General features: G+C 45.4%; 18 protein-coding genes. 6 read left to right on the top strand and 12 right to left on the bottom strand.

What is annotated here, in order from left to right:
- Positions 1-1,089 (bottom strand): Gfo/Idh/MocA family protein, encoded by a 1,089-nt coding sequence (locus tag ACYX4M_RS11010; protein WP_476080141.1) that lies wholly within the window; start codon positions 1,087-1,089, stop codon positions 1-3.
- Positions 1,090-1,301: 212 nt separating this feature from the next.
- Here ACYX4M_RS11010 and ACYX4M_RS11005 point away from each other — a divergent pair, with 212 nt between their 5' ends.
- Positions 1,302-2,468 (top strand): AI-2E family transporter, encoded by a 1,167-nt coding sequence (locus ACYX4M_RS11005; RefSeq protein WP_476080140.1) that lies wholly within the window; start codon positions 1,302-1,304, stop codon positions 2,466-2,468.
- Between the two features lie 61 nt (positions 2,469-2,529).
- On the opposite strand, the gene ACYX4M_RS11000 is transcribed toward ACYX4M_RS11005, so the two are convergent.
- A complete protein-coding gene (locus ACYX4M_RS11000) occupies positions 2,530-3,276 on the bottom strand; it encodes a hypothetical protein (protein ID WP_476080139.1) in 747 nt (248 codons plus the stop codon).
- 108 nt (positions 3,277-3,384) lie between these two features.
- Here ACYX4M_RS11000 and ACYX4M_RS10995 point away from each other — a divergent pair, with 108 nt between their 5' ends.
- Entirely contained in the window at positions 3,385-4,254 is an 870-nt protein-coding gene (locus ACYX4M_RS10995; protein WP_476080138.1) for a LysR family transcriptional regulator, read from the top strand.
- A 159-nt stretch (positions 4,255-4,413) separates the two neighbouring features.
- Here the strand turns inward: ACYX4M_RS10995 and ACYX4M_RS10990 are convergent, their stop codons facing one another.
- From ACYX4M_RS10990 to ACYX4M_RS10960, 7 genes are all read right to left on the bottom strand, one after another.
- Entirely contained in the window at positions 4,414-5,145 is a 732-nt protein-coding gene (locus tag ACYX4M_RS10990) for a HugZ family pyridoxamine 5'-phosphate oxidase (RefSeq protein ID WP_476080137.1), read from the bottom strand.
- Between the two features lie 38 nt (positions 5,146-5,183).
- Complete coding sequence (locus ACYX4M_RS10985; protein ID WP_476080136.1) at positions 5,184-6,014, bottom strand: ATP-binding cassette domain-containing protein; 831 nt, start codon at positions 6,012-6,014, stop codon at positions 5,184-5,186.
- Position 6,015: 1 nt separating this feature from the next.
- The gene (locus ACYX4M_RS10980) at positions 6,016-7,155 is read right to left on the bottom strand and encodes a FecCD family ABC transporter permease (protein WP_476080135.1); all 1,140 of its coding nucleotides are present in this window, start codon (positions 7,153-7,155) and stop codon (positions 6,016-6,018) included.
- Entirely contained in the window at positions 7,155-8,111 is a 957-nt protein-coding gene (locus ACYX4M_RS10975) for a heme/hemin ABC transporter substrate-binding protein (protein WP_476080134.1), read from the bottom strand. The genes ACYX4M_RS10980 and ACYX4M_RS10975 overlap by 1 nt, the downstream gene beginning before the upstream one ends.
- Before the next feature lie 3 nt (positions 8,112-8,114).
- Positions 8,115-9,257, bottom strand: coding sequence for an HmuY family protein (locus tag ACYX4M_RS10970; protein WP_476080133.1), 1,143 nt, complete (start codon positions 9,255-9,257; stop codon positions 8,115-8,117).
- A 132-nt stretch (positions 9,258-9,389) separates the two neighbouring features.
- Positions 9,390-11,333, bottom strand: coding sequence for a TonB-dependent receptor plug domain-containing protein (locus ACYX4M_RS10965; protein WP_476080132.1), 1,944 nt, complete (start codon positions 11,331-11,333; stop codon positions 9,390-9,392).
- Between the two features lie 365 nt (positions 11,334-11,698).
- The gene (locus ACYX4M_RS10960; RefSeq protein ID WP_476080131.1) at positions 11,699-13,699 is read right to left on the bottom strand and encodes a peroxidase family protein; all 2,001 of its coding nucleotides are present in this window, start codon (positions 13,697-13,699) and stop codon (positions 11,699-11,701) included.
- A 376-nt stretch (positions 13,700-14,075) separates the two neighbouring features.
- Here ACYX4M_RS10960 and ACYX4M_RS10955 point away from each other — a divergent pair, with 376 nt between their 5' ends.
- Positions 14,076-14,279 carry a hypothetical protein gene (locus tag ACYX4M_RS10955; RefSeq protein ID WP_474805073.1) on the top strand — a complete coding sequence of 68 codons (204 nt, stop codon included), beginning with the start codon at positions 14,076-14,078 and terminating at the stop codon, positions 14,277-14,279.
- Positions 14,280-14,372: 93 nt separating this feature from the next.
- A complete protein-coding gene (locus tag ACYX4M_RS10950) occupies positions 14,373-15,236 on the top strand; it encodes a DMT family transporter (RefSeq protein ID WP_476080130.1) in 864 nt (287 codons plus the stop codon).
- A gap of 18 nt (positions 15,237-15,254) precedes the next feature.
- On the opposite strand, the gene ACYX4M_RS10945 is transcribed toward ACYX4M_RS10950, so the two are convergent.
- Entirely contained in the window at positions 15,255-15,794 is a 540-nt protein-coding gene (locus tag ACYX4M_RS10945; protein ID WP_476080129.1) for a DUF6314 family protein, read from the bottom strand.
- A 9-nt stretch (positions 15,795-15,803) separates the two neighbouring features.
- A complete protein-coding gene (locus ACYX4M_RS10940; protein ID WP_476080128.1) occupies positions 15,804-17,690 on the bottom strand; it encodes a TonB-dependent receptor domain-containing protein in 1,887 nt (628 codons plus the stop codon).
- Between the two features lie 309 nt (positions 17,691-17,999).
- Between ACYX4M_RS10940 and ACYX4M_RS10935 the strand changes: the two genes are divergently transcribed.
- On the top strand, positions 18,000-20,123 hold the full coding sequence (locus tag ACYX4M_RS10935; protein WP_476080127.1) for a TonB-dependent siderophore receptor: 2,124 nt from the start codon (positions 18,000-18,002) through the stop codon (positions 20,121-20,123).
- Between the two features lie 148 nt (positions 20,124-20,271).
- On the opposite strand, the gene ACYX4M_RS10930 is transcribed toward ACYX4M_RS10935, so the two are convergent.
- Positions 20,272-23,427: a WD40/YVTN/BNR-like repeat-containing protein gene (locus tag ACYX4M_RS10930; protein ID WP_476080126.1), complete on the bottom strand. Its 3,156-nt coding sequence runs from the start codon at positions 23,425-23,427 to the stop codon at positions 20,272-20,274.
- Between the two features lie 241 nt (positions 23,428-23,668).
- On the opposite strand from ACYX4M_RS10930, the gene ACYX4M_RS10925 reads away from it, so the two are divergent.
- Positions 23,669-24,226 (top strand): YceB family lipoprotein, encoded by a 558-nt coding sequence (locus tag ACYX4M_RS10925; protein ID WP_476080125.1) that lies wholly within the window; start codon positions 23,669-23,671, stop codon positions 24,224-24,226.
- The last annotated feature ends 27 nt before the right edge of the window (positions 24,227-24,253 follow it).

The raw sequence follows: 24,253 nt of genomic DNA, 5'->3' as shown, positions 1-24,253 counted from the left end.
TTACAACGTTACCGTTTGACCCGTTTTCGCCGCTTTAAATATAGCGTTAACAATCTTAATATCAGCAAGCCCTTCACTACCGGTTACCATTGGCTGGCGCCCAGTTAATATGGCTAGAGCGTCGTTATCCATTTGAAGTGTTTGCTGCATGCCGTCAATAGGTGGCAGTGTTTTCCCATCAGATGTTGTACCCGTAACACCGTTGTAGCTCTGCATAGGTTTTAATTGATACCAACCGTCTTCACAGTCTGCTTTAAAATGGTTAAACCCTTTTACTACGCTAGTACCGCAATCTGCCACCAGCCCGTTGCCAAAATCCAGCGTAAACAAGGTAGTTTCATCAACTTCAGTAAATTTTTCGGGGAAACGTTGAGGAGGGTGGCTACCGGTAACAGACAAGGGCTCACGCCCCGTTAAAAAGCGCGCACTGTTTATCGCATAAACGCCCATGTCATAGAGTGCGCCGCCTCCCATATGCTTTTTCATGCGCCAGTTGTCTGCCGCTCTGCCTTGCCCCGCATAACCGGCGAAGCTCGATACTGCGGTTATATCTCCATAGGGTTTAGTTTCAAGGTATTGATGAAAAGTGCGTGTATTAGGTTCGTGCTGCATGCGATAGCCGATAGACAAAGTCACATTATTTTTACTACAGGCATCGATGATGGCCTGGCACTCCTCACTATCCATGGCCATTGGCTTTTCACACCACACGTGTTTCCCCGTATTTGCGGCTTGCACTGCGAAGTCTTTATGCGTACCTGTGGGGGTAACGACATAGATAACGTCGATATCGTCGTTATTGGCTATTTCTGCCATTGAGCTGTATGTATATACGTTGGGGTCTTTAATACCGTATTTTCTTTGCCACTTAGGAATTTTTTCCTCGCTACCCGTGATGATGCCTCGCAGCTCGCAATGCTTGGTGTGCTGTAGCGCTGGCGCTAATAAATTTGTGCTGTAGTTGCCTAAGCCAAGCAAGGCTACGCCTAATTTCTTCTTAGGTGGCTGAGCTAACAAATAAGGGCTGTGGGCAAGGAGTAAACCTGAACCCGCTATTTGAAGGAAGTGACGACGAGTAATACGAGACATTAGCCCTCTCCATAAGACAATAATCCATGTATGCTTTTAATAGTGATTTACTTGCCTATACAGATCACCCAAATATTGTCGAATAATATACGAAGACTAGGGTTTGAAGAAATTGAACCTTAAACATGAAATTTTCGTAATATTTATACTCTATCTTCTCCAAGATTGACGAAAAAATCGCGCAAATTTCGCTTCTCACCCAAGGCTAAGACATGGATAACGCTGGTTCTACTAACGACGAAAAAGTAAAAAAGAATTTAACTGGTGCGTACCCTAAAATAGCCAAGCAAACTAAATTGCTGAATACCTTAGTAATCTTCGCTTTTATTTACACCATGTACTTGGCGAAATCTTTACTTATCCCGCTGTTCTTTTCTGCCTTTATCGCTTTACTATTAAGTCCTCTTGTTGCCATTGCTCGAAAAGTATATGTACCACGGACAATGTCAGCAGGTGTATTGATTGCTCTATTGATAGCCCCTTTCACGTTGCTTATTTTAGAGCTTGCTGAACCCGCCGAACGCTGGATGCATTCACTGCCTAAAATAGCTGCCGAGATAACAGAAGAGATAGAAGAAATTAGCAGTAGCATTGATGCCTATACGTCACCGCCTGAGGCCGCTCCCGAGGAAAAGGGGCCTTCTATTTTTGACTGGTTTGGCGACGATGACTCTAATAAACAGGTGCTTACTCCGCCAGATACTTCAAATTCAGTGACCGACAAGATCAAGCAAAGTGGCATTGATATGGGTTTGAACCTCTTCAGCAGTGCGCCTTTCTTACTAGCGCAAGTGCTTGGCTGCGTAGTATTGATCTTTTTCTTACTAGTCTTCGGTCCAAACCTCTTCCACGTTTTCATTAGAGATTTTCCAGTGGTCACGGATAAAAGACGAGCATTAGTGTTGGTCGATCAAATTCAACGAGAGCTTTCTTCATACATAGTAACGATAAGTATCATAAACACCTGTTTAGGGCTGGCTACGGCTGGTGCCTTTCATTTTTTCGGAATTGAAGATGCATTATTGTGGGGAGCGCTGGTTGCTTTGATGAACTTTGTACCCTATTTAGGCGGTATCGCAAGTTGTCTCGTGTTGCTCGTTGTGGGTCTAGTTCAATTTGGGCTTACCGGCAGCGCATTTTTACCAGCCGGTGTATTTTTAACATTAAACATTGTCGAGTCTCAGTTGATTACACCCGCCGTACTTGGGCGCAGTATGCAGCTCAACCCGCTGATAATCATAATTTGGATAGCCATCACAGGCTGGCTATGGGGCGTGATAGGAGTCCTATTAGCAGTACCAATTCTGATGTGTGTGAAAATCATCTTGGAAAACGTAGGCGTTTTTAATCATTGGATTCGGCTTATCGAGTCAAAATAGTTAACTGATTATCGCTTGTTTACACACGCAACGCTTTAGCAATACGCTTACGCCTTTAACGCTAAATCCTTGGGCGCACTGCATGCAGTTCAAAATCTACCGTACCGTTTTTAAGCTTTTCTAGCTGCGCTGCATATTCTGATGATTCAAGAACCGCCTCAATATCATTTGTACTATTCCACTCTATAATCACAATTTGCTGTGGCGCTACAGCGTAGGGGTTATGGTCGCTTAGTGATATACCCTGAGTTTTGGATACTACTTTACCGCCCAACGCTTGCGCTTTTTCCGAAAAGCTGTCGATAAAAGCATAATAGTTGTTAGGTGCTTTGGGGTTCACCCAGGCCAATGAAACTGAATATACCTTGTCTGCTGAAAATGTCAGCGTGGTAGGCTTACTTACCTCATAGTCATAAAGCTTTAGTGCCTCCCATGCCTCTCTTCTTAATGCCTTTATATCGCTAAACAGTGGTAGCGATTGAAATGATTTTTGTGCATTAAGTGAAGGCCACTGGCTTACCACAAAAACATTAGGACTAAAGGTTCCTATTAGCGTTTTTTCAACGACAAGCACCCCATTTTGGGTATACCCGTATTCGCGTGCTGTTGATGCTCCCAATTCAAAATACTTGTCTCGCAGCGGACGCTTTTCCGCTTCAGTTACAGGTGCAATAAGCTGCATCACCGCTCCTGGATTAAAATGCACCGACAACACTTTCTCTTTTTCGTCAGCAATTACGGGGGAGGTAAACAAAAAACTTAACAACCCGAACCCTAAAACTCTGAATTTTAATAAACTAAGTAACATTTCAACTCTCTCTTTAATAGTTAACTTTGTAGTTATGCGAATACATTAACAAGTGAATCACCCCAAAACACGGTTTGTTTTTTGTTCACAATGGTGCATTATCGTTCCATGAAAGATTGGAATGATTACGCATTAATTCTTGCCCTTCACAGGTCGATAACCTTAAGAGCGGCCGCAGTAGCTTTGGGAACCACTCATACCACGGTAGCAAGACGCTTGGCGTTATTGGAAAAGCAATATAACGCCAGTATTTTCGAGCGCATTCCCGGCGGGTACCGCGCTACCCCGTTTGGCGAGCAGCTTGTCGCCACCGCTATGCAGGTTGAAAGTGTTATTCGTGATTCAGAACGGCTTTACTGCGCAAGTAATGAAAAACTCGCAGGCCCAATAACGCTCTCACTGGGCGAGCCCATGTCGCAGTTTTTGTTGGTCAAAGAACTCGGTGAGTTCGCTCGGCTTTATCCGTCTATTCAATTAAAAGTGAAAAGCTCTACAAAATTCGCCGACTTAGACAAAGGCGAAGCGGATGTCGTTATACGCGGGGCACCTAAATTACCGGAACACTTAATTGGAAGGCGACTTTACAAGCTAGGCTTGTGCTTTTATGCACACAAAGATTACTGTGAAAATAAACCCCGTAAAGACTGGCGATGGATTGCGCCGTTAGAGAATGAAGTCTGGCCACTATGGCTAGCACAATCGCCTTACCCAGAGGTACCAATTGGAATAGCAATAGATGACATCATCTCTCGATATCACGCTATATTAAACGGCGTGGGTATGGGAAGAGCTGCATGTTTCATGGGCGACCCACACCCCGACCTAGTGCGACTGCCGGGCAGCGGGCCCGTGTTGAAATACGATATTTGGCTTCTCACTCACCCTGATTTATATGAACAGCCTAAAGTAAAATTGCTGATGCAGTTTTTAACCGATGCGTTAATGGCTAAAAAAACGCTCGTTGAAGGAGAGGTATAAGTCAATTTACGGTGAACCAATGAGCAGGCTTACTGCTGCAAAACAACGCTTTGTTTATAACAAACGGACTGTGTCGGCAGCTGCAAGCTCAAACCTTCTAACACAAAAGCGACTCACGTTAAAAGCCGCTCCGTACGGATGTAGTATCATGCGGTCAGGCTACGACACCGCTTTGGGTACGTTAAGCACACTCCGTGCGCCATTGGTTAGTTTCACTAACGCTTTTCGTACGTCCGTTGACGACATGCATAGCGCCTCAAAAGGAATAAACCAAGTCTGCTTTTCTGTACCGCAATGCATGCCTTCTGGAAATACGCTGTGCATTATCGGCGCTTCAACGTTTACACCTGCTTTATGCTGCAAGATAAGCTGCATCGCGTCCTGATGGTCTTCATTCATATGGGTGATCATGCCCTCTGGTGCGCTATGCCAGTCTTGGGCTTCAACGCGCCAATAGTTTTTATCAACCCAGTGGATTTTTCCGAAACCACCAATAAAACGTACTCGTTCAGTACGAATAATGTAAAAATTGAAATCGTGGGTCTGCTCGTATTTTTTAGCTTGTGGGAATAAACGAAGATACTGCGCTTTCACGTCATCTTGGTTCGCAAGCTCCGCACTCCCCATAATAGTCACCCGGCCATTCGCCTGAGAGTCGTCTTCACTAGCATCGAATATGGTTAAGCTAACCTTGTCGTTCGCTTTAATATTACGCGTATGCAGTGCGATATCGCTGATGTAGATAATTGCGTCACCGGCAGGCGTTAAATAATAAGGTACAACCGAACCAAAAGGATAGCCGGGCATTGATGTTGAATGCGTACCCAATACACCGCTGTGATGGCTGCGGCTTAGCTGTTTTGCTTGAAATGCAATATCTTGCATGCTCATGGTTAACTCCGTTCTTGATTTTTCGGTTTACGCGAAAGTTAATGTGTCACGAAAACTTGGTTTTGTTCGTTTTTAATTAGGTTTAACTGGGTGTGATAGCACCGAGATAGCATATCGGTAGTAAGTACTTGCTCAGGTGATCCGTCGGCTAAACACTGCTTTTCACCCAGTAAAATGAGTCTGTCGCAATAAGGGGAAATTAAATTGAGGTCGTGACTTACGCAAATAATGCACAGCCCTTTTGCCCGCAGTGCGACCAGTTGCTGCATGACGAGTTTCTGATGGCGTAAATCTAGGGCTGAGGTGGGTTCATCTAACAGCAACAGCTTGCCTTTCAAACTCTCGTTTTGGTCGCTCGGTATTATTTGAAGAATAGATTTAGCTAACAATATTCTCTGCCTTTCCCCGCCAGATAAGGTTTGAATATTGCGAGCAAGTAAATGCGTAATGTCAAACTGCTCGGCAATACCATGAATCAACCGACTCTTTTGTTCCAATGACTCAACGTACTGATACCGCGCCAAATGGAGTAACTCGTCGGCGATAAATCCAAATGGCGTCGACGCGCTCTGTGCCATCACTGCACGCTGTATTGCTAATTGATTCGCGCTTAGCGCACTAATTTTTTTCCTGCCAAGCGTTAGCGTTCCTCCAGATGGCGTTTCTACACCACTGAGCATACTTAACAGCGTAGATTTACCGCATCCGTTTTCACCCGCTATCGCGGTAAACTCACCAGTGTTAAATGACAAAGATATTTGCTCAAGTAAACGCGTGTTACCTCTGGCTATCACAAAATCTTTTAATGTGAGCAACACCGTGTTTAACCGGTTACCATTGTCGCTTTGCTCTAGAATTTCCACGTTCATTTTAGCTCCCCCCACCACTAAATATGCGGCGTTGTTGCCACAGTAAGTAAAGGAAAAATGGCGCCCCTACTGCTGATGTAACAATACCAATAGGTATTTCCATAGGCACAAATAAGGTACGAGCCAATGTATCGGCAACCATTAATAGCAACGCGCCCATTAGTGCGCAGGCAGGTATTAGCACCTGGTGATTTACACCAAAAATTGCCCTGCACATGTGGGGCACTACCAATCCTACAAAGCCAATAATGCCGCACAGCGCCGTCGCTAGTGCTACTGAGAACGCCACCAGCCATAAAACCCAGTGTTTGTATCGGGTAACATTAAGCCCCATATAAGCCGCTTCTTTTTCACCAAGCGCGAGTAAATTTAGCGCATTACGTGACTTCATAAGACCAGTAAAAGCAACAAGCCCAGCTAGCGCTATAAGACCACAAAGCGTCCAGCTTGCTCCGGCAAGGCTACCCATGGTCCAGTAGCTTATTTGGCGAAGTGCATCATCGCTTGCTACATAACTAATAGCCCCTATCACAGTTCCGGTTAAGGCGTTAATGGCAACCCCTGCCAAAATAAGCGCGGCTACTGAAACGCCTTGCGGCCCATTTGAAAACCGAAGCACTGTCCATACAGAAAGTAGTGCACCACCAAAGGCCCACATGGCTACCCATATAGACTCAAGCGCAGGGATGAGGGGAGGTACTATGGTCATACTAAGAGCTGCGGCTGCGGCTGCGCCACCTGCAATACCAATTAAACCAGGGTCGGCAAGAGGATTACGCACTAGCCCCTGCATTGCACAGCCAGATACGGCTAGAAGCGCGCCAATCAGCATTGTCATGATCACCCTCGGCAGCCTTATTTCAGACAACACATACCAATGGGTGGCATTTGCTGCCGTATTTTTTACCGTATTTGCGCCGCCAATGAAGTATCGAAGTTGCTGTTCAATATCAATTGGTAGACTGCCGTGGGTTAACCCCACGTAAGCACAGAGCAACAGCAATACAACCAATATTCCTATGCCAATACGTTTTCGCTGCGCGCGGGCATTAATAAGCTGAAGTACCACAGACATAGACGCACTATCGCCTGGCTTATCAGCTAGGTTATCACTGTGCTTAGCTGCCGAAGATAACTGCATTATTGACTCGTACTACTGTTAGCCGCGTTTTGCGCTTGCTTAATTTCAATAGCTTTTTCTGCATACTCTGCAACATGCTGAAGCGCTACATCAAAGCGCGGAGAAAGGCCCAAACTTATGCTGCTATCCATGGCTTCAACCAGGCAATGGATACCAGCAAAGGTGGCTGCCAACGCATGGTGCGTACAAAGGGCGTCCTTCGCGCTTTTCCCACGTAGCATGTGCCCAGCGGCAATCACAATATCAGGATTTTGCATCAGCACAGACTCGGCGCTCATCACTTTGTAACCTTCCACTGCTGCACCTATATTAACGATACCCAGCGTATCGAATAGCGCTTGGGGCACAGTATTTTTACCCGCAACCGTTATTCCTCTGTCATTATTCGCCACCACAAAAAGCGCTTTAATTGGCGTATTGAACGCTAAGGTTTTATCTGCGAACTGCGCTTTTTGTTGCTCTACCTTCTTTTCAATATCGTGAACAAGGGTAATGGCGTTATCACTTGCCGATAGTTTTTCGCCAATATCCAGTACTAGGCGCTTAAGGCCACTTAAGTTTTTGTCTACGTTAAAGGTAGTAACCTCTACGCCAGCATGGGCTATTTGTTCAAGCGCAACACTTGGGCCTGTCGCCTCAGCTCCTAGCAGCATTGTGGGCTGTTGGGCCAATACTCCTTCAGTGCTGAGCTGTCGAAAGTACCCAAGCTTAGTTAAACTTGCCGCTTCTTTTGGGTACATACTGGTACTGTCAGTAGCAATTACCCAATCGCCTCGTCCTAACGCGAAAACAATTTCGGTGATACTGCCGCCAGCGGTAACAATTCTAGGAGATGTAGTTTGCGGTTCAACTAAAGGGGCGCTAAACGCCCCTCCCGCAAACAAACTCCACCCCGCCATCACAGTACACATCGCTTTTACGGCAATAGATGAAAGTGAAAGAGCCTTTTGCAACATTGTTTACTCTCCACTTACCGGGTCGGCGCGGAAACTGTACGCACCTGATGTTCCCTCTTCATCGTAATAGCTGGTAATTTGAAGCTTGTAGGTAGTGTCGCCAGACTGAATTAAATAAACCCCAAACTGTGAGTAAAGTAAGTGGCTGGTACTGTCGTAGAAATACCAGTTGTTCGTAGCCATAGCGTACTCGCTAACGGTCTCTTCACTGAAGCCATAAAACTGTGCCGCTTCGGTGTCTACGCCATCGTATGTTTCAGCGTCTGTGCGAAGCACGGTCGCGTCATCAGCAATAGAAAGGGTAAATTCCCCCGCCCCGTCCGCACACGGCATTGATAAATCCCAGCCATCAGTTTGTGTAACTACTTGCTGAACATCAAAGTCAATATAAACCGTGTCGCTGCAACCCACCGCATTAATGGTAAGTGCGACTTCTTCAGCAAAGGTGCTTTGCCCGTCAAGAACGCTTTGATGCATAACGCCAAGGGTTATTTCACCGATACCTCGCCCTTCGGTGACGATATCGGTAACGTGAAATTTTGTGTAGTTGCTATCAGAGGAAACGATGTAATAGGTCTCTTCATTTGGCGTTACTACGTGAGTAGTAAAGTCGTAGTTGTAAAAGGTATCGCCGATCACTTGGGTTTCTGTATCTGTGCTGAACGCTTCAGCTTCTGGTATATCGCTTTGAGTAACAGCTAAGTAGTCGTCTAGTTCGCTATCAGCCGTAGCATTTAAGAACAAGTCAGACACTGGTGCGCCCGTATCATCGTAAAAGTCGCTGTTATTTCCGGTAAAGTAAAGGCTAACAGCGGTTTCCTGGTTTGTATTCAAAAACACATTGGTACGCTTAAAGCCAATATCCCACGTGGTATCCGTTGCGGCTTCTTCTTCAGTAAGCGTAAGTTGTGTTTGTGTATCTAAGTCAAAATAAACGGCCACAGGCTCGGATGTAGACCCTGTACTAAAAGGCCCGTAAATTGTTGCCTCTTCGTTTTCGCCGTTACTGCTTCCGTCATCTGAATCTCCACTGCCATCGGTTACTTGATCAGGCGTTTCAACTGAGGTGTCATCGCTACTTGAACCACCACAAGCAGTTAAACCGAATGTCATGGCAAGCAATAGCGCCAAATACGTTTTGTTCATGTGTTTTCCTTTTTTAAAGTTCGCCGAATTAACCAGCGGTTTTTAGTTGTTGGTTTGGGATCTGCCGTTAGGTATTTTTTGTTTTGATCTCAAACGCTGTTTTCTATGTCGGTACTTTTGTTTTATGTTTTTTCAATACTGGTAACTCACGCCCAAATACAACCGCCTTGCAGCAATCGGCCTTGCGTCGAAAGTCGCCGCTAGAAGTGCGTCGGTTGAGCGATGCTCATCGGTGAGGTTTTCAAGCCCGAGGCGCGCTTGCCACTGAGGCGTGAACTGGTGCTGTACAACTGCGTTTAGCGTGGTAAAGCTGTCTTTGAAAACTGATGTATAGCCACTGGAAGGAGATACATTTCCCTCATGCACTCCGTAAAGCTGAAGGCTGGTGTCGGTTTGGCTAAACTGATAAGTAACGGATGCTTTAACTAAGTGCGTAGGGCGTTCAGGCAAGCGCTGAGAATTACCATCTTCAGCAATTAAATAACTGTAATTCAGTTGCCACTGCCAATTATCATTCTCCGCGCTGGCGCTTAGATCTGCACCGTATAGGGTCGCTTCATCGAGGTTTTGATAAACTGAAATATCTAAACCTGCTTCTTGCGATGCGTCCACATCTACCGCTGTAGTGATAAAGTCATCAGCTTTAGTGTAATGAAGGTTAATATCAAGGTGATATAACCAGTCACTTTGGGTCGGTTCTACTCGAAGGTTAGCGCCTAAGTTGGCATTTAGCGCTGTTTCAGGGGTAAGCGCGTCGTTGCCTAGAACCATATAACCTAAGTTACTATGGTCGAAGATGTAATAGCGTTCCTTGAGGTTAGGCACGCGATAACTACTGCCAGCCCCTGCGCGAAGTTGCCACGAAGTACTGTCAGCACTAATTGACTGGCTTGCACTTGCTTTAAATGCAGTATGCCAACCAAAATCAGAATCGTTTTGTATTCTTGCGCCAGCTAAAAGCTGGGTGTCGTTTTTCTGCCAGTTTCCTTGTAAATAAAGCTCGGCACTTTCACGACTTACATCGTCAACTTCAACCGTGCCCGTGCTGAGGTTTTGCTGGTCCAGCGTGTCGCCATGTAAAACAAGGCCGCCTACCCACTCGATATCTTCGGTAGAATAAATTTTCTGCGCTTCTAGTTCCGCTAGCTGAATATCGGTTTGACGCAGCCCGTTGCTGTTACCGCTTTCTTCATCGTGTGAAAGATAGCGCGTGTTGATATGCCAATCGTATTGTTGCTCAACGCGAACATCGTGCTGCCACTGAGTAACGTTAGAAAGATAACTAATAATGGTGGCTTGGCCGGGTATTGATGATTGAGGTTTGTCTTTTTTCTCGTCCAGCCATTGCCCTTTATATTGCACGCTAACGCTATTTATCAACGTAGATAAAGACATTTGCACAAAAGATTTGTCTACCGCGCCACCATCTTGTGATGTAGTTTCGCCGTCGTAATCAAAACCCGGGTTAGTAATGTTCTGAGCCGTGATGCCAAGCTGCCAATCGCTTACTGCTTTCGCTGCAGTGACCCTAGACGTGTGCCCGAATTCATCACCGTCAATTGCATCATCGGTAAAATAAGATCCCTCGTAGTCTGCTGAAAACCGCGAGCCTTCTACCCTTTCGGTAATGATATTGATAACGCCGCCCATAGCAGAGCTGCCGTAAAGCACAGAAGCAGCGCCTCGCACAATTTCAATTTGCTTAATATTAGCCACGCTAATTTGGTCAAGGTCGACCGAAGAACCTGTAGGTGAAATAATAGGTTGGCCGTTGATTAGCACCAGCACATGGTCACCATTGAAGCCATTTAGCTGAACGTTGTACCCGTCTTTTTGACTGCGCCTAACCACAACACCGGGCATCACTTCAAGCACTTGGCGTAGCGTGCCTTTACTTAATCGAGCAATCTCTTCTTTATCAACTACATCAACCTTCACTGGTGAAGAAGCCAGTAATTTCGGCGTCCTAGTACCAGTCACTACAACGCGCTCTAGGTCATCTTCCGCTAAAACTGAAAAAGCCAAAGGAAGCGTGGCGGCTATGGCAAGTGAAGGTACAACGTAGGCTCGTTTCATTTATTTTTCTTTTAACGCAAATGATAATGATTTGCGTTTGATCTTATTTATTTAGAAACGTTTTGCAAGAAGAAAAATGGATATTCAGTATAAATACCCCACATGGCCATTTATTTTTAAACGCTTTTTGCAATAAAAACAGAATGATAGGCAATGATAAAATTTTCAGCCTTGTGCGACAAAAACAGTGGAAAGATGTGGAGTAAACAACATGGAGAAGTGAAAGAAGGAATACCAAAAAGCTGAACTGAAAGAAAAGTTGCCTATTCCTTTCTATTTTTAGAAATAGTATTCCCCTACTAAAGGATAAATTGGAATAAAGAAAATACCACTACACAAGTTGTGTAGCGGTATGTAATTTGTAGCTAGTTAGTCGAGTCGCTTACGTAAAACACATTGTCTGGTATTTCATTTCCAATACCTGTGTTGTTACGAATAACATCAGCTAGCGTCACCCCCTCAATCATGTCTAGCTCTTCATCTGTTAGATAATTTTGGTACCAAAATCTGTCACCATCTCGAAGTGCTTCAAACTGCTCGGTAATCATTGCGCGAAACAAAGGGCCTAACTGGGACCCTTCTTCCGCCACAGGGTCTTCAGCAAGACCGCCCGTGAACAAGTCAATATCGTCAATACTGTCGTAGGTCGCCTCTAGCGCAAGTTGTAACTCAGTATTTGAGGTTACTTCACTAAAGGACTGTCTAGGCTCCAAACCGAATTGGGCACGCATGTCATTGTAAGAAGGTACGCCATGATCTCGCCCTCGTTGAATGTTTAGTGCAACTAGGTCTAGTCCGCCTTGCCCCGGCAAACCGAATAGAAAGTTACGCAGCTCACTGGTTACTTTCACGTCGATGGCTTGGTGCAACTGACTTGCGAGGCCTCTTAAAATAGGCTCAATACTTTGCTCATCGGTAAGAATCCTGGGCGCAGTAAAGAACACTTCTCTTACCGATAAATTCCCTTCGTCAATCGTATTTCCTTGTGCATCAAGTCGCAAAATTTGGTCGTTTATTAGCGAATGACCATGACGAAACGCAGCCACAGAAAACGCATTATAAAGCCCAGGGTCCACTGTGTTGTCATAGCCTTGATAGCGAGACAATGCGTTGTCGCCTATCAGTGCAGGCAAGTATTCGTTGTAAGTAATAGACTGTATTTCAGCTATAACCAGTCGCCGTGCTGCTTGGAAAATTTCTTCACCAGATGCACCTGGCAACTGTTCTTCCAATATAGCCGCAAGTCGATTGTGCTCCCTTACCCACAGAGTGTGCATAACAGTAAGTCCAACCTGCTCATTGGCACGCACTTCACCACCTAGAAACAGCTCGTCGTCTTCCACACCAAACGCGTTACCATTGGTTTGCCCGCTGGTATTGAAAGGCAGTAAGTTACCTTCGCTTGTGTCTAAGTAAGGGCTGTTTTCCCCTACTCTTATCGCCAACGCACGTTCTTCGTCAGACCCATAGACCATGCTTCCATCGATCCACGCAGTTAGCTCGTTTTCTTGCTCTCGCGGATTTCGGGCAGATGTGCCCGTATCATGGTCGAAAATAGCTCTTGAGAACAGGATAGTTGCGGTTCCCGTACTTCGAGGGTCAAAAAGCGCATCTCCAACGGGCACCGGAATATCGGCCACTTCTTCTAAGCCATCCGTTAGACCAAAATCATGATCAATAAATTGCCCCCACTGCCAAACAAAATCAGATGTACCGAAAGTGTTTGGGATAACTTCGCCTGTATCTTGATGATGTATATTATTGGAAATCAAACGAGCACTAGGTCGATTAATGCCTGACATTGAAGCAACGCCATCTTCGTAATCAGGATCAACCCAGCGTTTTAATTGAGTAAATGCTGCCCCCCAAAGTGGATTGGCATTATTATTTAGAGAGCCATCAATTGTTCTAACTTCTCTGTTATCAACAAAGTCGTTGTCGTTGTCCCTGTCATTATTTACTCGTTCGCGTCGTTCATTGGCGTCTTCGTCGATACCTTGTGACGAGGCTCTACGGTCGTTCACCACAACGGTTACATCGTCTGAGGCCGTGACCCCTTCACTATCTGTTGCGGTAAGTCGAAACACTAGGGTTTCGTCATCTGAGGTAGACGGTGCTCGAAAACTCGCATTAAGTGAGCTTGCATCTTCGATATCAACCGACTCTCCTGATATTTGCTCCCATTGAACGCTAACGCTACCTTGTGTATCGCTAGCATTACCCTGAAGCACTACCATAGACCTTTCATCTATTGTTTGCCTCTCCCCTGCTTCTACTACAGGGGGTGTATTAACATTGTTTTCATCAGAACTACAGGCACTGATGGCAATAACAGCTGCTGTCAGTGACATTCTTACTTTTTTCATATTCAACGCCTTCTTTCACTTCTACAAGAAGTAACTAGGTTTACGAGAACAGATTAAAACGTACTTAATCATGAACTCACTGCTTAGTAATAACTCACTACAACGTGCTAATAGAGCAACACGCGGAGAAACTACTTATAATTTCGACATGGAAAAGCAGCCGTTATCATTAGGTTTAATAGATATCGCTGAACGCAAAACAAGATTAGAAATAATTTAAATGATACAAAAAACTGATAAGCAACAATTTTTGCACAAAACCGTCAGAAAAAAGTTGGCAAGTTTATTGAAGTATTTAGTTGAAAATAACGTTTTTGATAACGCTATACCTTGAAAATTTAGCTTTCATGCTAGAAAACAACGAGATTTTGACACTATGCGCCTACCTACTAAACAACTTATCAATAAAATCGAAAATTTGTCTAATGGCCTAACGCCAGAGCAGTTATCAAGCTTTTTAGATATTATTGACGCTATGACGGCGCTGGTTGAGGAAGCTGGCGAATTTAAGGAAAGTAATAAGGGCAACAAAAAAGTTGAGTCAGCACCAGTGCCTGTACTTTCTAGCGTTGTTCACTAAATGTTATCAGTAATGTCCAAACAAGCTATTAGTTGATAAATACTGCCCATTGCAATACTTTAGCGCGCGTCCTACTTAGAAAAAGAGAAACGCGTGCTATACCTTGTTGCAGTTACAGTCCTATGGGCATTTTCCTTTTCGCTTATCGGTGAATTCTTGGCCGGCTCAGTAGATAGCTACTTTGCCGTATTAACCCGCATCATTCTTGCTGCAGCAGTGTTCCTTCCGTTTCTAAAAGTATCATTGTTAAGCGCAAAGCAAAAAGCGGCGTTGGCGGCTTTAGGTGCTGTGCAGCTGGGGTTAATGTACATTTTCTTCTACCACGCGTTTTTGTATTTAACCGTGCCAGAAGTGTTGCTTTTCACCATTTTTACGCCACTTTATGTCGTTATGTTAAACGACGCCCTGTTTAAGCGGTTTACCCCGTTTTATTTATTGTGCGCACTTATCGCCACCGCTGGGGCAGCAATAATTCGTTTTGATGGCGTGACTGATAATTACTGGTTTGGTTTTGCCATTGTTCAAGGTGCTAACCTTTCCTTTGCGCTAGGCCAAGTGGGTTATAAAAAGCTGACCTCGACTTTTACCGCCCAAGTACCCTATCACAACGTATTCGCCTGGTTTTATTTAGGCGCGTTAGTTATAGCTTTGCCCGCGTTTTTCCTTTTCGGCAACCCAAGTCAACTACCGCAGAACACCGAGCAATGGGGTGTGCTGCTGTGGTTGGGTATTGTAGCATCGGGGCTTGGGTATTACTTTTGGAACCAAGGGGCGCTAGCCGTTTCTGGTGGTACCTTAGCTATTATGAATAACGCACTCATTCCCGCGGGGCTTGTGGTTAATTTACTGCTTTGGCAAAAAGACACTGATTTTACACGTCTGTTTCTTGGCGGTGCCATCATTGCTATTGCACTTGGGATGTCTCATCAACACTCCAAGAAACAAAAACAGATTTAAGGCCCAAAAAGGCCAAAGCTACGCAGGACTATACTCACTCACCATGGTGTAGTCTTTGCGCGGCCCAATGACCTGCCATGTAGAGCGCCACACAGGCCACGCTGTGAAGTCATAGCGCACCACGTAATTATCATCGCCACATAAGTGTTTGGCGTTCGGGTTGCTCGCACTAAATGTATGGAAATAGCGCTTATCGTCGAACAACACTTCAAACAAACCCGTTTGAGGCTGCAGCCAAAAATACCGACGTTCTGCGAGCATTACGCTATTATTAGGTGAGGTTACTTCGCCTTTTTCATAATACCCTAAGGTGCAACTCTCTTTATGTGCGCTGCCATTATCTTGGTCTTCTTTGCCTTTGTGTTTTTTGGTTATATTGTCTTTGCCGATGTGGCCGTTATCTAGGTAGTCTTCACTTATGTAGCTTTTACCTTCTAGCCAGCTAAATTCAGCTTGGCCAAAAAAGGTAAATACATCGCCATTTCGCTGCATGATTTTGCGCGTTAGCGCCCATCGTCCAGCAAAATCGTCTAAGGTATGAGGATGATTCTCTATCATTGCTCTCCCTTACCAAAAATAGGTTACGGTGGCAGAATATTGGTCGCCGCGCCCCGGCGTACCAGGAATTTCTTCAAAGCGCTCATCCCATAGGTTATCCACGGCTAATACTAGGTTCAACCCTTCAATCTGAGCCGGTGAATAGGTAAGGGTAACATGCGAGAAGAATGCTGAGTCACTGCCGCTTCTAAGCGCGTTGGTTTCTTGTTTTCGCCACTCGTTGTCAATGCGAACTTCAACCGTATCGGTTGCAAACCACACCAATCCAAGAGTTGCGCGATGCGGCGGATAGTTAAGCGCGTAAAAACTCGCGTCTACTTCATCAATTCGATAGTCTTCAGACTTATCTAAATAGGTATAGCTGGCCACCACATCTGCGCTATCGAAGCGTTTAATGGCAATCACCTCAACACCCAGGGTTTCTATATCTACCGGGTTTGCACTGCGAGCTGAAGTAGCGTCGAAGCTATACGTCCAATCCGTCAGTTCGTTATCCCAGCGATAGAATACGGCGGTATCAACTTTGAAAGACGATTTATCAAATGACGCCCCAAACTCTAGGTTTTTGCTGACTTCTCGCTGTAACTGATTGTTACTTCTAAATAGACCGCTTGTGGTGCTGCCGCCTACAGCCGTGTAGCCAGCCACCTGCGTCGCCTCTGCATACGAAAGATAGAGTGTACGCGAGGCATTGCTCCCTGTTTGGGTAAGCCAACTAATATCGCCCACAAAAGACAGTCGGTCGTCGTCGCGATTCGTATCGTCAAATGCCCCACCTAAACGAACAGTAAGCGATTCATTGCTGTTCAACTGAGTTCGATACTCGGGCACTACACTTATTTTGTAGTAGTCGCGAGAGGTGAAATTGTTCTCTAGCGTGGTTGATGTAATGTCGTCTGCAGTAAGCTGTGCCGCGTAGTTAATACCGAATTCTTGCGAAACATTATGAGTACCTGAAACTGCCAATGACTTCACTTGGGTTTCATGAAACGCCTGAAACGCTTCAGGATTTTCACGTGAGAATACGTAATGGTCGTCATTCTCTCTGTAGTAAGCAGAAACTTCAAAGGTGTTTTTCATACTCTCTTCACCGTAGCGCTGTTTGTGATTTAGCATGACCAAACGGGTTTGAATGTCTTCTGTCTCGTTTACATTAAAAGGCGTGTACAAGTTAGGCCAGCCAAAAAACTTTTGCTGAAAGCCATAAAACACGTCGGTTTGTGAGTCATTACTTGCCAGCTGAATACGCCCTGACGCGCGTTCGAAATTATGATCGCCATTAGCAATAGTGCCATCACTTTCAGAGCGAGAATACTCCCCTTCAACCCCAACAGACCAACCGGATGAATCACTAAACGCGTGCTTTACTGCACCGTATACACGCTGCAAATTGAAGTTGTTATTACCTACTCCCACTGACACACTGCCTGCTGTTTGGATTGGACGCCAGCCGTAAGACACCGTACCTACAGAGCTATTTACGCCGTAAAGCGCGTTATCGACCCCCGTGAAAATACTCGGTTTCGTCAACATTTCTGGCGCAATAGGAATTTCAGCGAAATAGTGCCCCGTTTGCGGGTCAATAAGCGTCGCGCTTCCTATGCGAAACCCCGTGTTTTCGAATATACCGCCGCGAATAGTGACATCAGCCTGCGCTTCTGCCATGTTCCTCGACTGCAAATCGACACGCGGGTCGTACTCTAAATTTGAAATAGGTGAATTAAACGTGCCTACTGGCTTGTCATTCGCCGTCGCCGCCCCTTCAATCGTAATTTTCTCCACGCCTTTTTCGTTACTGTTCACGCCAGCGTTAGCGCTTGAAGTATCAACACTTTCAGCGGCCATGACAGAAAAAGGTAGAGTACAAAAGAGTAATGAGAGGGTTGTATGACGCATTTAGGGTCCTAGTTCAAATTTACGGGTAGCCAGCAAGAAGGCGTAACAAAGACGCGAAGTGTATAGCATTGGCAGGCAGAGGAAAACGCCAGACAGTTGAGTTTGGACCAGTATATTCACTTTGCAACAACGCTTTGTAATAACGCTTTGCGCGTTTTCACCTTCCGAATGAAGCGCCCGATATGCAATTAGTCTTCAAGAATCATTAATCTCACCTTTTGGTTCCTAAGCCCTCTTGCGGAAAGAAACGAGATAACATAACATTCGCGACCTCTGAAAAACCTGCCAAAGACACGTGATACCTTGCTTATGCTTGATCTTAAAACACCGTTTATATTTTCTTTAGTTGCGTTATCAGTAAGCGCCGCTGCGCAAAGTGATGAAAGCTCCCTTCAAGGTGCTCATGATGAACTTGAACACATTGAGGTAAAAAGACACTTTCAGCCATACCGTGGTAATGTACCGCTAATCGACACCCCACAAGCAATCGACCGAATTACTGCTGATACCTTAGCGAATGAAGGGATCACGCGCTTCATTGATGCGCTAGATTTTGCGCCCACCATTGTTAGACAAAACAACTCTGGCGGCATGTTCGATAGCTTTGCGATCCGAGGTTTTTCTGGCGATGAAAATAACCCATCGGGTTATTTAATAAACGGCTTCAACGTGCGTGGCTATAGCGGTAATAGAAGCACGGTTAACGTTCAAACCATAGAAGTAATGAAGGGTCCGGGATCAGCCTTATATGGTCAAGGGGAACCTGGCGGTACCATTAACGTTATTACCAAAAAACCTCAGTTCGAAGAGCAAGGCTACATCCAGGGTACCGTAGGTAATTTTGATAAAAAACAAGTAGAGTTCGATTACACGAACGGCATTAATTCAGACATGGCGTATCGCGTTAACGGTTCATACGAAGACTCTGATACTTATCGCGATAACGTGTTTTTCAAGAATTTGAACCTTAACCCTTCATTCATTTGGAACATTTCTGATCACACCAGCTTAAGCTATCAGATGGAAATACTGGATCAGGAAAAGCCGCTTGATCGCGGTGTGTTCATATTAAATAACGACTTTGACGCCGTAGATGCCGAAGACTTTTATGGTGATGTTAGAGACGGAGCCCATGAAGTTAAAGCCTTCGGACATCAGCTAGTGTTAAATCACGAGTTGAATCACAACTGGCATTTACTCAGTGGCTTCGCCTACAGAGACTCTTCTTTTGAAGGGCAGTCTTCAGATACCGAACTGTCGGAAGGCCGTCAGCTTTTGTATACCGACCCATCTATACTTTCAAGGCAACGTAGAACCCGTGACTATCAAGCGCAAGACTTATCGCTACGCTTTGAATTAAGTGGCGTGGTAGACGTGGCAGGTTTTGTAAACAACGTCTTATTTGGTTTGGACTATTACAACTACCATATTGATACAGACTATGGTCGTTGGCGCACTGCGTGGGGTGCAGGTGATACCACGTATAGCATCGACCCTGAAAATCCAGACTACACCATTTTCAGACCTGATGTTACGCCCACTACACTCACGGCTGAAAAGCAAAAAGGGTTAGGTTTCTACGCACAAGATGTTATTGAACTTACCGACGCCACCAAACTTTTAGTTGGCTTTCGTGTGGACAAGTTCGAGCAAGACATTTTCAATAAGTTAAGCAATGAAGGGCAACAACAAGACCAAACGGAAGTGACGCCGCGCTTTGGCTTCGTGTATGAAATCAATGATTCTGTAAGCCTTTACACTAGTTATGCAGAAGGTTTCAGACCCAACCCCGGACTTGACTCTGACCGCAACGCGTTTGACCCTGAAGAGACCACCTCTTTTGAGGTAGGAGCTAAGTGGGAAAACATTGCTGATATGTTTTCAGGTAGCGTCGCTATTTTTGATGCTGAAAAGACCAACATGCTTACCGCTGAACCTAACACTGGCTTTTCAGCCACGCTCGGTGAAGTTGAAAGCCAAGGGGTTGAATTTCAGTTAACAACTGATCTTACTTCAGACATTCGTCTTGATATGGCCTACGCATACATAGATGCTAAAACCGCAAACGAAGTAAATAACTTGGATTGGGGCGTGCCTATTCCTAAAGGATCGCGCTTAATTAATATTGCAAAACATTCGGGGTATATCTCACTCAATCATTTCACCAATGTATTTGAAAAAGAAGCGTTCTTTGGTGTGACTATGCGTTACGTGGGCGACCGTTTAGGGCAAACCACAGATCCAACATTCATCTTGCCGTCTTACACGCTTGTGAACTTAGCAGGGTCTGTGAATATTAGCGAGAAGCTCGCTATGAGATTTGACGTGAACAACCTGTTCGACAGAGATTACTTTGAAAACTCATACCACCAGCTTTGGACGATGCCAGGGTCTCCGACTAACTATACTGTAAGCGTTAAGTATCAGTTTTAGGATTCCGTTTTGAAAACCTCTGTTTCGGTAATTTTTCCCAAGTGCGCTAGAAGCGCGTTTAATACCAAAAATAAAAGCCGGAAGCGTTTTCATCGCTTCCGGCTTTTCAATTTTATAACTCCGGCAAATGAAAGGGTTGTTTGCCTTGTTATAAACTTTCTAAATCAAACGCGCCTTGCTTCGAAAGCTTTTCGTTTAAGGGCTTCACTTCTTCACCAAACAAGGTTTCTAGCTGCACTTTGTACTGCTGCCACTTTGACTCTAAGTCTTCCAACCGTTTTAGTGCACCAGCTTGTGCAGGCGCGCCCGTTCTGTCGAAGTTATCCATCAAGAAACGTACTTGTCTGTCGAGCATATTCGGCCAGTTAATGTCATCTTCAAAAGTTTGATGTTTGGGCTGAATAACCAACGCTTCCCAGTCGTCGATGGCGCTAACAATACGCTCTATTGACGCCGATACATCGCTTGCCAGCATTACGTTATCTTCAGAAACATCACTTAACTGCGCGCGCACATCGCGGGCTTTTTGCAGGTGTGCAAACAAATCATTCAGTAAGGTTTCTGTAGCCTGAATGCTCTTTTCAACCACTTGAAGCTGCGCTTTATCTGCTTCTTCTCTTGGGTCAGGAAGCACTTTAAACGCGCGGGTTTGTGCCTGTTCACCTACTGTAATCTTCGCTTTGTAATCTCCCGGCATCACGCGGGCGCCATTCCACCCCCCAAACAGTTTTACGTTTTCGATGCAGTTTAGTGGCTCGCGGCGAAGGTCCCATACAAATTCGTTATATCCCGCTTTTGCCGATGGGTGTTTAAATTTGATAGGGCTACGAGCGTCTTCATTACCCTTCGCGCACTTCTCAAATGCACTGGGTGCAGATGACAGTGTGCGAACAAGCTCGTTATCGGCATTAAATATATCAATGCGTAGCGTTTGCTCTTCTTCTAACGCATCTTTCAGGTAATAACGGAAGGTAGCGCCACGTGGTGGGTTTTTCGCTTGAGGCTGGTCAGTCATGCCACCGCCAGATAGCAAGCGAATGCCATCTACGGGTTCAAACTGAAACAGCGCTTCGTCATCTAGCGACTTATGCACTTCACGTAGCGGACTCATGTCATCTAATATCCAAAAGCCTCGCCCTTGGGTTGCAATGACCAGATCATCACCTTTAACCTGCATATCAGTAATCGCCACAGGCGGCAGGTTTAAGTCTAGTTCTTGCCAGTGTTTACCGTCGTTAAAGCTAATAAACATGCCGCTTTCTGTACCCGCGAACAGCATACCCTCGCGCTCTGTATCTTCTCGCACTACACGAACAAAGGCGTCCTCTGGTAGGCCTTCGTCAATACGCTTCCAGCGATTGCCGTAGTTGTCGGTTTTGTAAATGTAAGGCGTGTAGTCATTTAATTTATAGCCTGCCACTGCCACATAGGCTCTGCCTTGTGCGTGGGGGCTAAGTTCTATGGCATTGACCTGCGCTTCTTTTTTGTGAGGGGTAATATCTTTCCAGTTTTTACCTTCATCACGGGTTATATGAAGCTTACCGTCATCGGCTCCCACCCAAAGCTCACCTTTGTTAACTACTGACTCGGCTATATAGAACACCGTATTGTAGTATTCAGCTCCAGCTTGTTCATTGGTAATCGGCCCGCCGTTTAGTCCCTGCTTTTCAGGCTCGTTACGGGTTAAGTCTGGGCTAATTTCTTGCCAATTCACACCGCGATCTGTGGTTTTTAAGATCATCTGCGTGCCATAGTATACGGTGTCAGGATCATGCTTTGACACTATCACTGGGGCATTCCAGTTGGTGCGATACTTTTGATCCCGTGCGTTTCTACCAAACACATATTCAGGGTATGGCATGATGGGGCGCGTAAGCCCAGTGTCGCGGTTATACTCCGTTAACGTGCCATTGATGGTAGTGGCGTAAATAAGAGTTGGATCGTCTGGGTTAAACGCTATATGCGCACTCTCGCCGCCGCCAACAGAAAACTGATCTTCTATTCCCATACCGTCGCCCCACGTCTCAGACGGTGTAGCCATGGTCGAGTTATCTTGCTGGCCGCCATAAGCGTAGTAAGGGTTTAAATTATCGGTAATAACGCGGTAAAACTGTGCCGTTGGCTGGTTGTAAATGCTTGACCACGATTCACCACCATCGAAGGTAACGGTTGCGCCACCGTCATTAGCGTTGATCATATTTAAGCTGTTTTCCGGGTTTATCCACATATCGTGGGTATCGCCGTGGGGCAGTGATTTAATTTCGAAGGTTTTGCCGCCATCAATAGATTTATGCAGCTGCACATTCATCACATACAGGGTATTTTCGTCGTTAGGGTCAACCTTAATATGATTGTAGTACCACGCACGGGCTTTAAGAATATTGTCGCCGTTCATTAACGACCAAGACTTACCCGCATCGTCACTGCGATATAGGCCACCTTCATCCGCCTCGATAATGGCGTAGAGGCGTTTGGGGTTAGATGCGGCAATATCAACACCCACTTTACCGATAAGCTTAGGTAACCCTTTTTCTAGCTTGTCCCAGCTTTCGCCACCGTCTGTTGACTTATAAAGGCCACCGCCCTCACCGCCCGATTTAATAAACCAAGGCGTTCTGCCGTGATGCCACATGCTGGCATAGAGAATTCTCGGGTTAGTAGGGTCAATAGCCAAATCGGCAGCGCCAGTATCTGCGTTCACTTTTAACACATGCTGCCATGTTTCACCGCCGTCTGTCGTTTTGAATATACCGCGCTCTTCATTCGGCCCCCAAATATTGCCCTGCACTGCAGCCCAAGCTATATCGGGGTTGGTGGGATGAATGCGAATTTTAGGGATTTGACCGCGTTTATCTAAGCCTACCAGCTTCCAGGTTTCACCGCCGTCTGTAGATTTATAAACACCTTTTCCATGACTAGTAGTTACACCTCGAATAGGGCCTTCACCCGTACCTACATAAATAACGTTAGGGTCTGAAGGCGCAACCGCGATAGCGCCAATACTACCTACTTTAAATGTTTTATCGGATATGGCTTTCCACGATAAACCCGCGTTTTCGGTTTTCCAAACACCGCCACCCGCTGTGCCCATAAAATAAAGGTTGGTATTACCTTCAACCCCTGTAACCGCCACCGAACGCCCACCGCGGTAAGGCCCAATAAATCGATACTCCATTTTATCGAAAAGCTCAGGATTAACCGTATCTTCAAGCGCGAATGCAGAATGCGAGAAACTAGAAAGCGCGCTTACGCAAATAGCAAAAGCTGCCACCATTTTCCCAGAAACCAGTCTCTGTGAAACCATAGAAAGTGCCTTGTAGTGTTTTTATTTTTAATAAGAAGAGTTTCTTATACTGCTTTGTTACGGGCGTTATGGCAAAAGTTTTTGTTTGGTGCCTGTATGCATTTTTCGCAGCAGTTCTGCAACAATTTCATTGTTCATCCCTTTCCTCAGCCCGTACAATAGAAGCACTTCGTTGTTGCAGCATGAGTATTCAAGGCTCTCGCTGTGTAATTCAACAACTCATTGCTAAAAGAGACTTTTTATGAGAATTCTACTTTCCATTGCCTTCGCTACCATTCTTGCAGGCTGCGCTACTCTCTCTCAACTGGCGGTTTACACTGTATCTAATGCCGAGTTAGAAAAGGTGCTTGATAGCCAAGTGAGTAAGCTGCAAAAACAAACTTCACTCGCTGGTATTCCTCTTTATTTAGACGTGGAAGATATGACAGCAACCATAGGCCCAGACGGCAGAGACGTGGTTCAGCTAGGCGCTATTGCCACGGCGCGTGTTAGTGCATTTGGGTTGAACTACCCTGCAAAAGTGAGTCTTGCTTTAGAAGGCACGCCTTATTACGACAGTGAAGAAAAAGCGATTTTTGTGCGCTCATTATCTCTACTCGATAGCACAATTGATGCTGGCGGCTTTAAGGGTAATTTAGCCCCTGTAAGTGGCGAATTCATGCAGCTAATCAATGGCTATTTAGCATCGAACCCGGTTTATCGCTTAGACCCTACAAACAAAGCGGTAAGCATGCTTTCAACGGTACCTTTACAGCTAACTGTAGAGCAAGGGCAGCTTGCACTTCGACCTAAACAATAATCATTGAAAAAACGTATGAAGTGTCGA

This window comes from Alteromonas sp. ABV4_150 (genome assembly GCF_056311745.1).
Note: the sequence above shows the minus strand (reverse complement) of the source record. Positions and strands in the feature narration are given on the sequence as shown.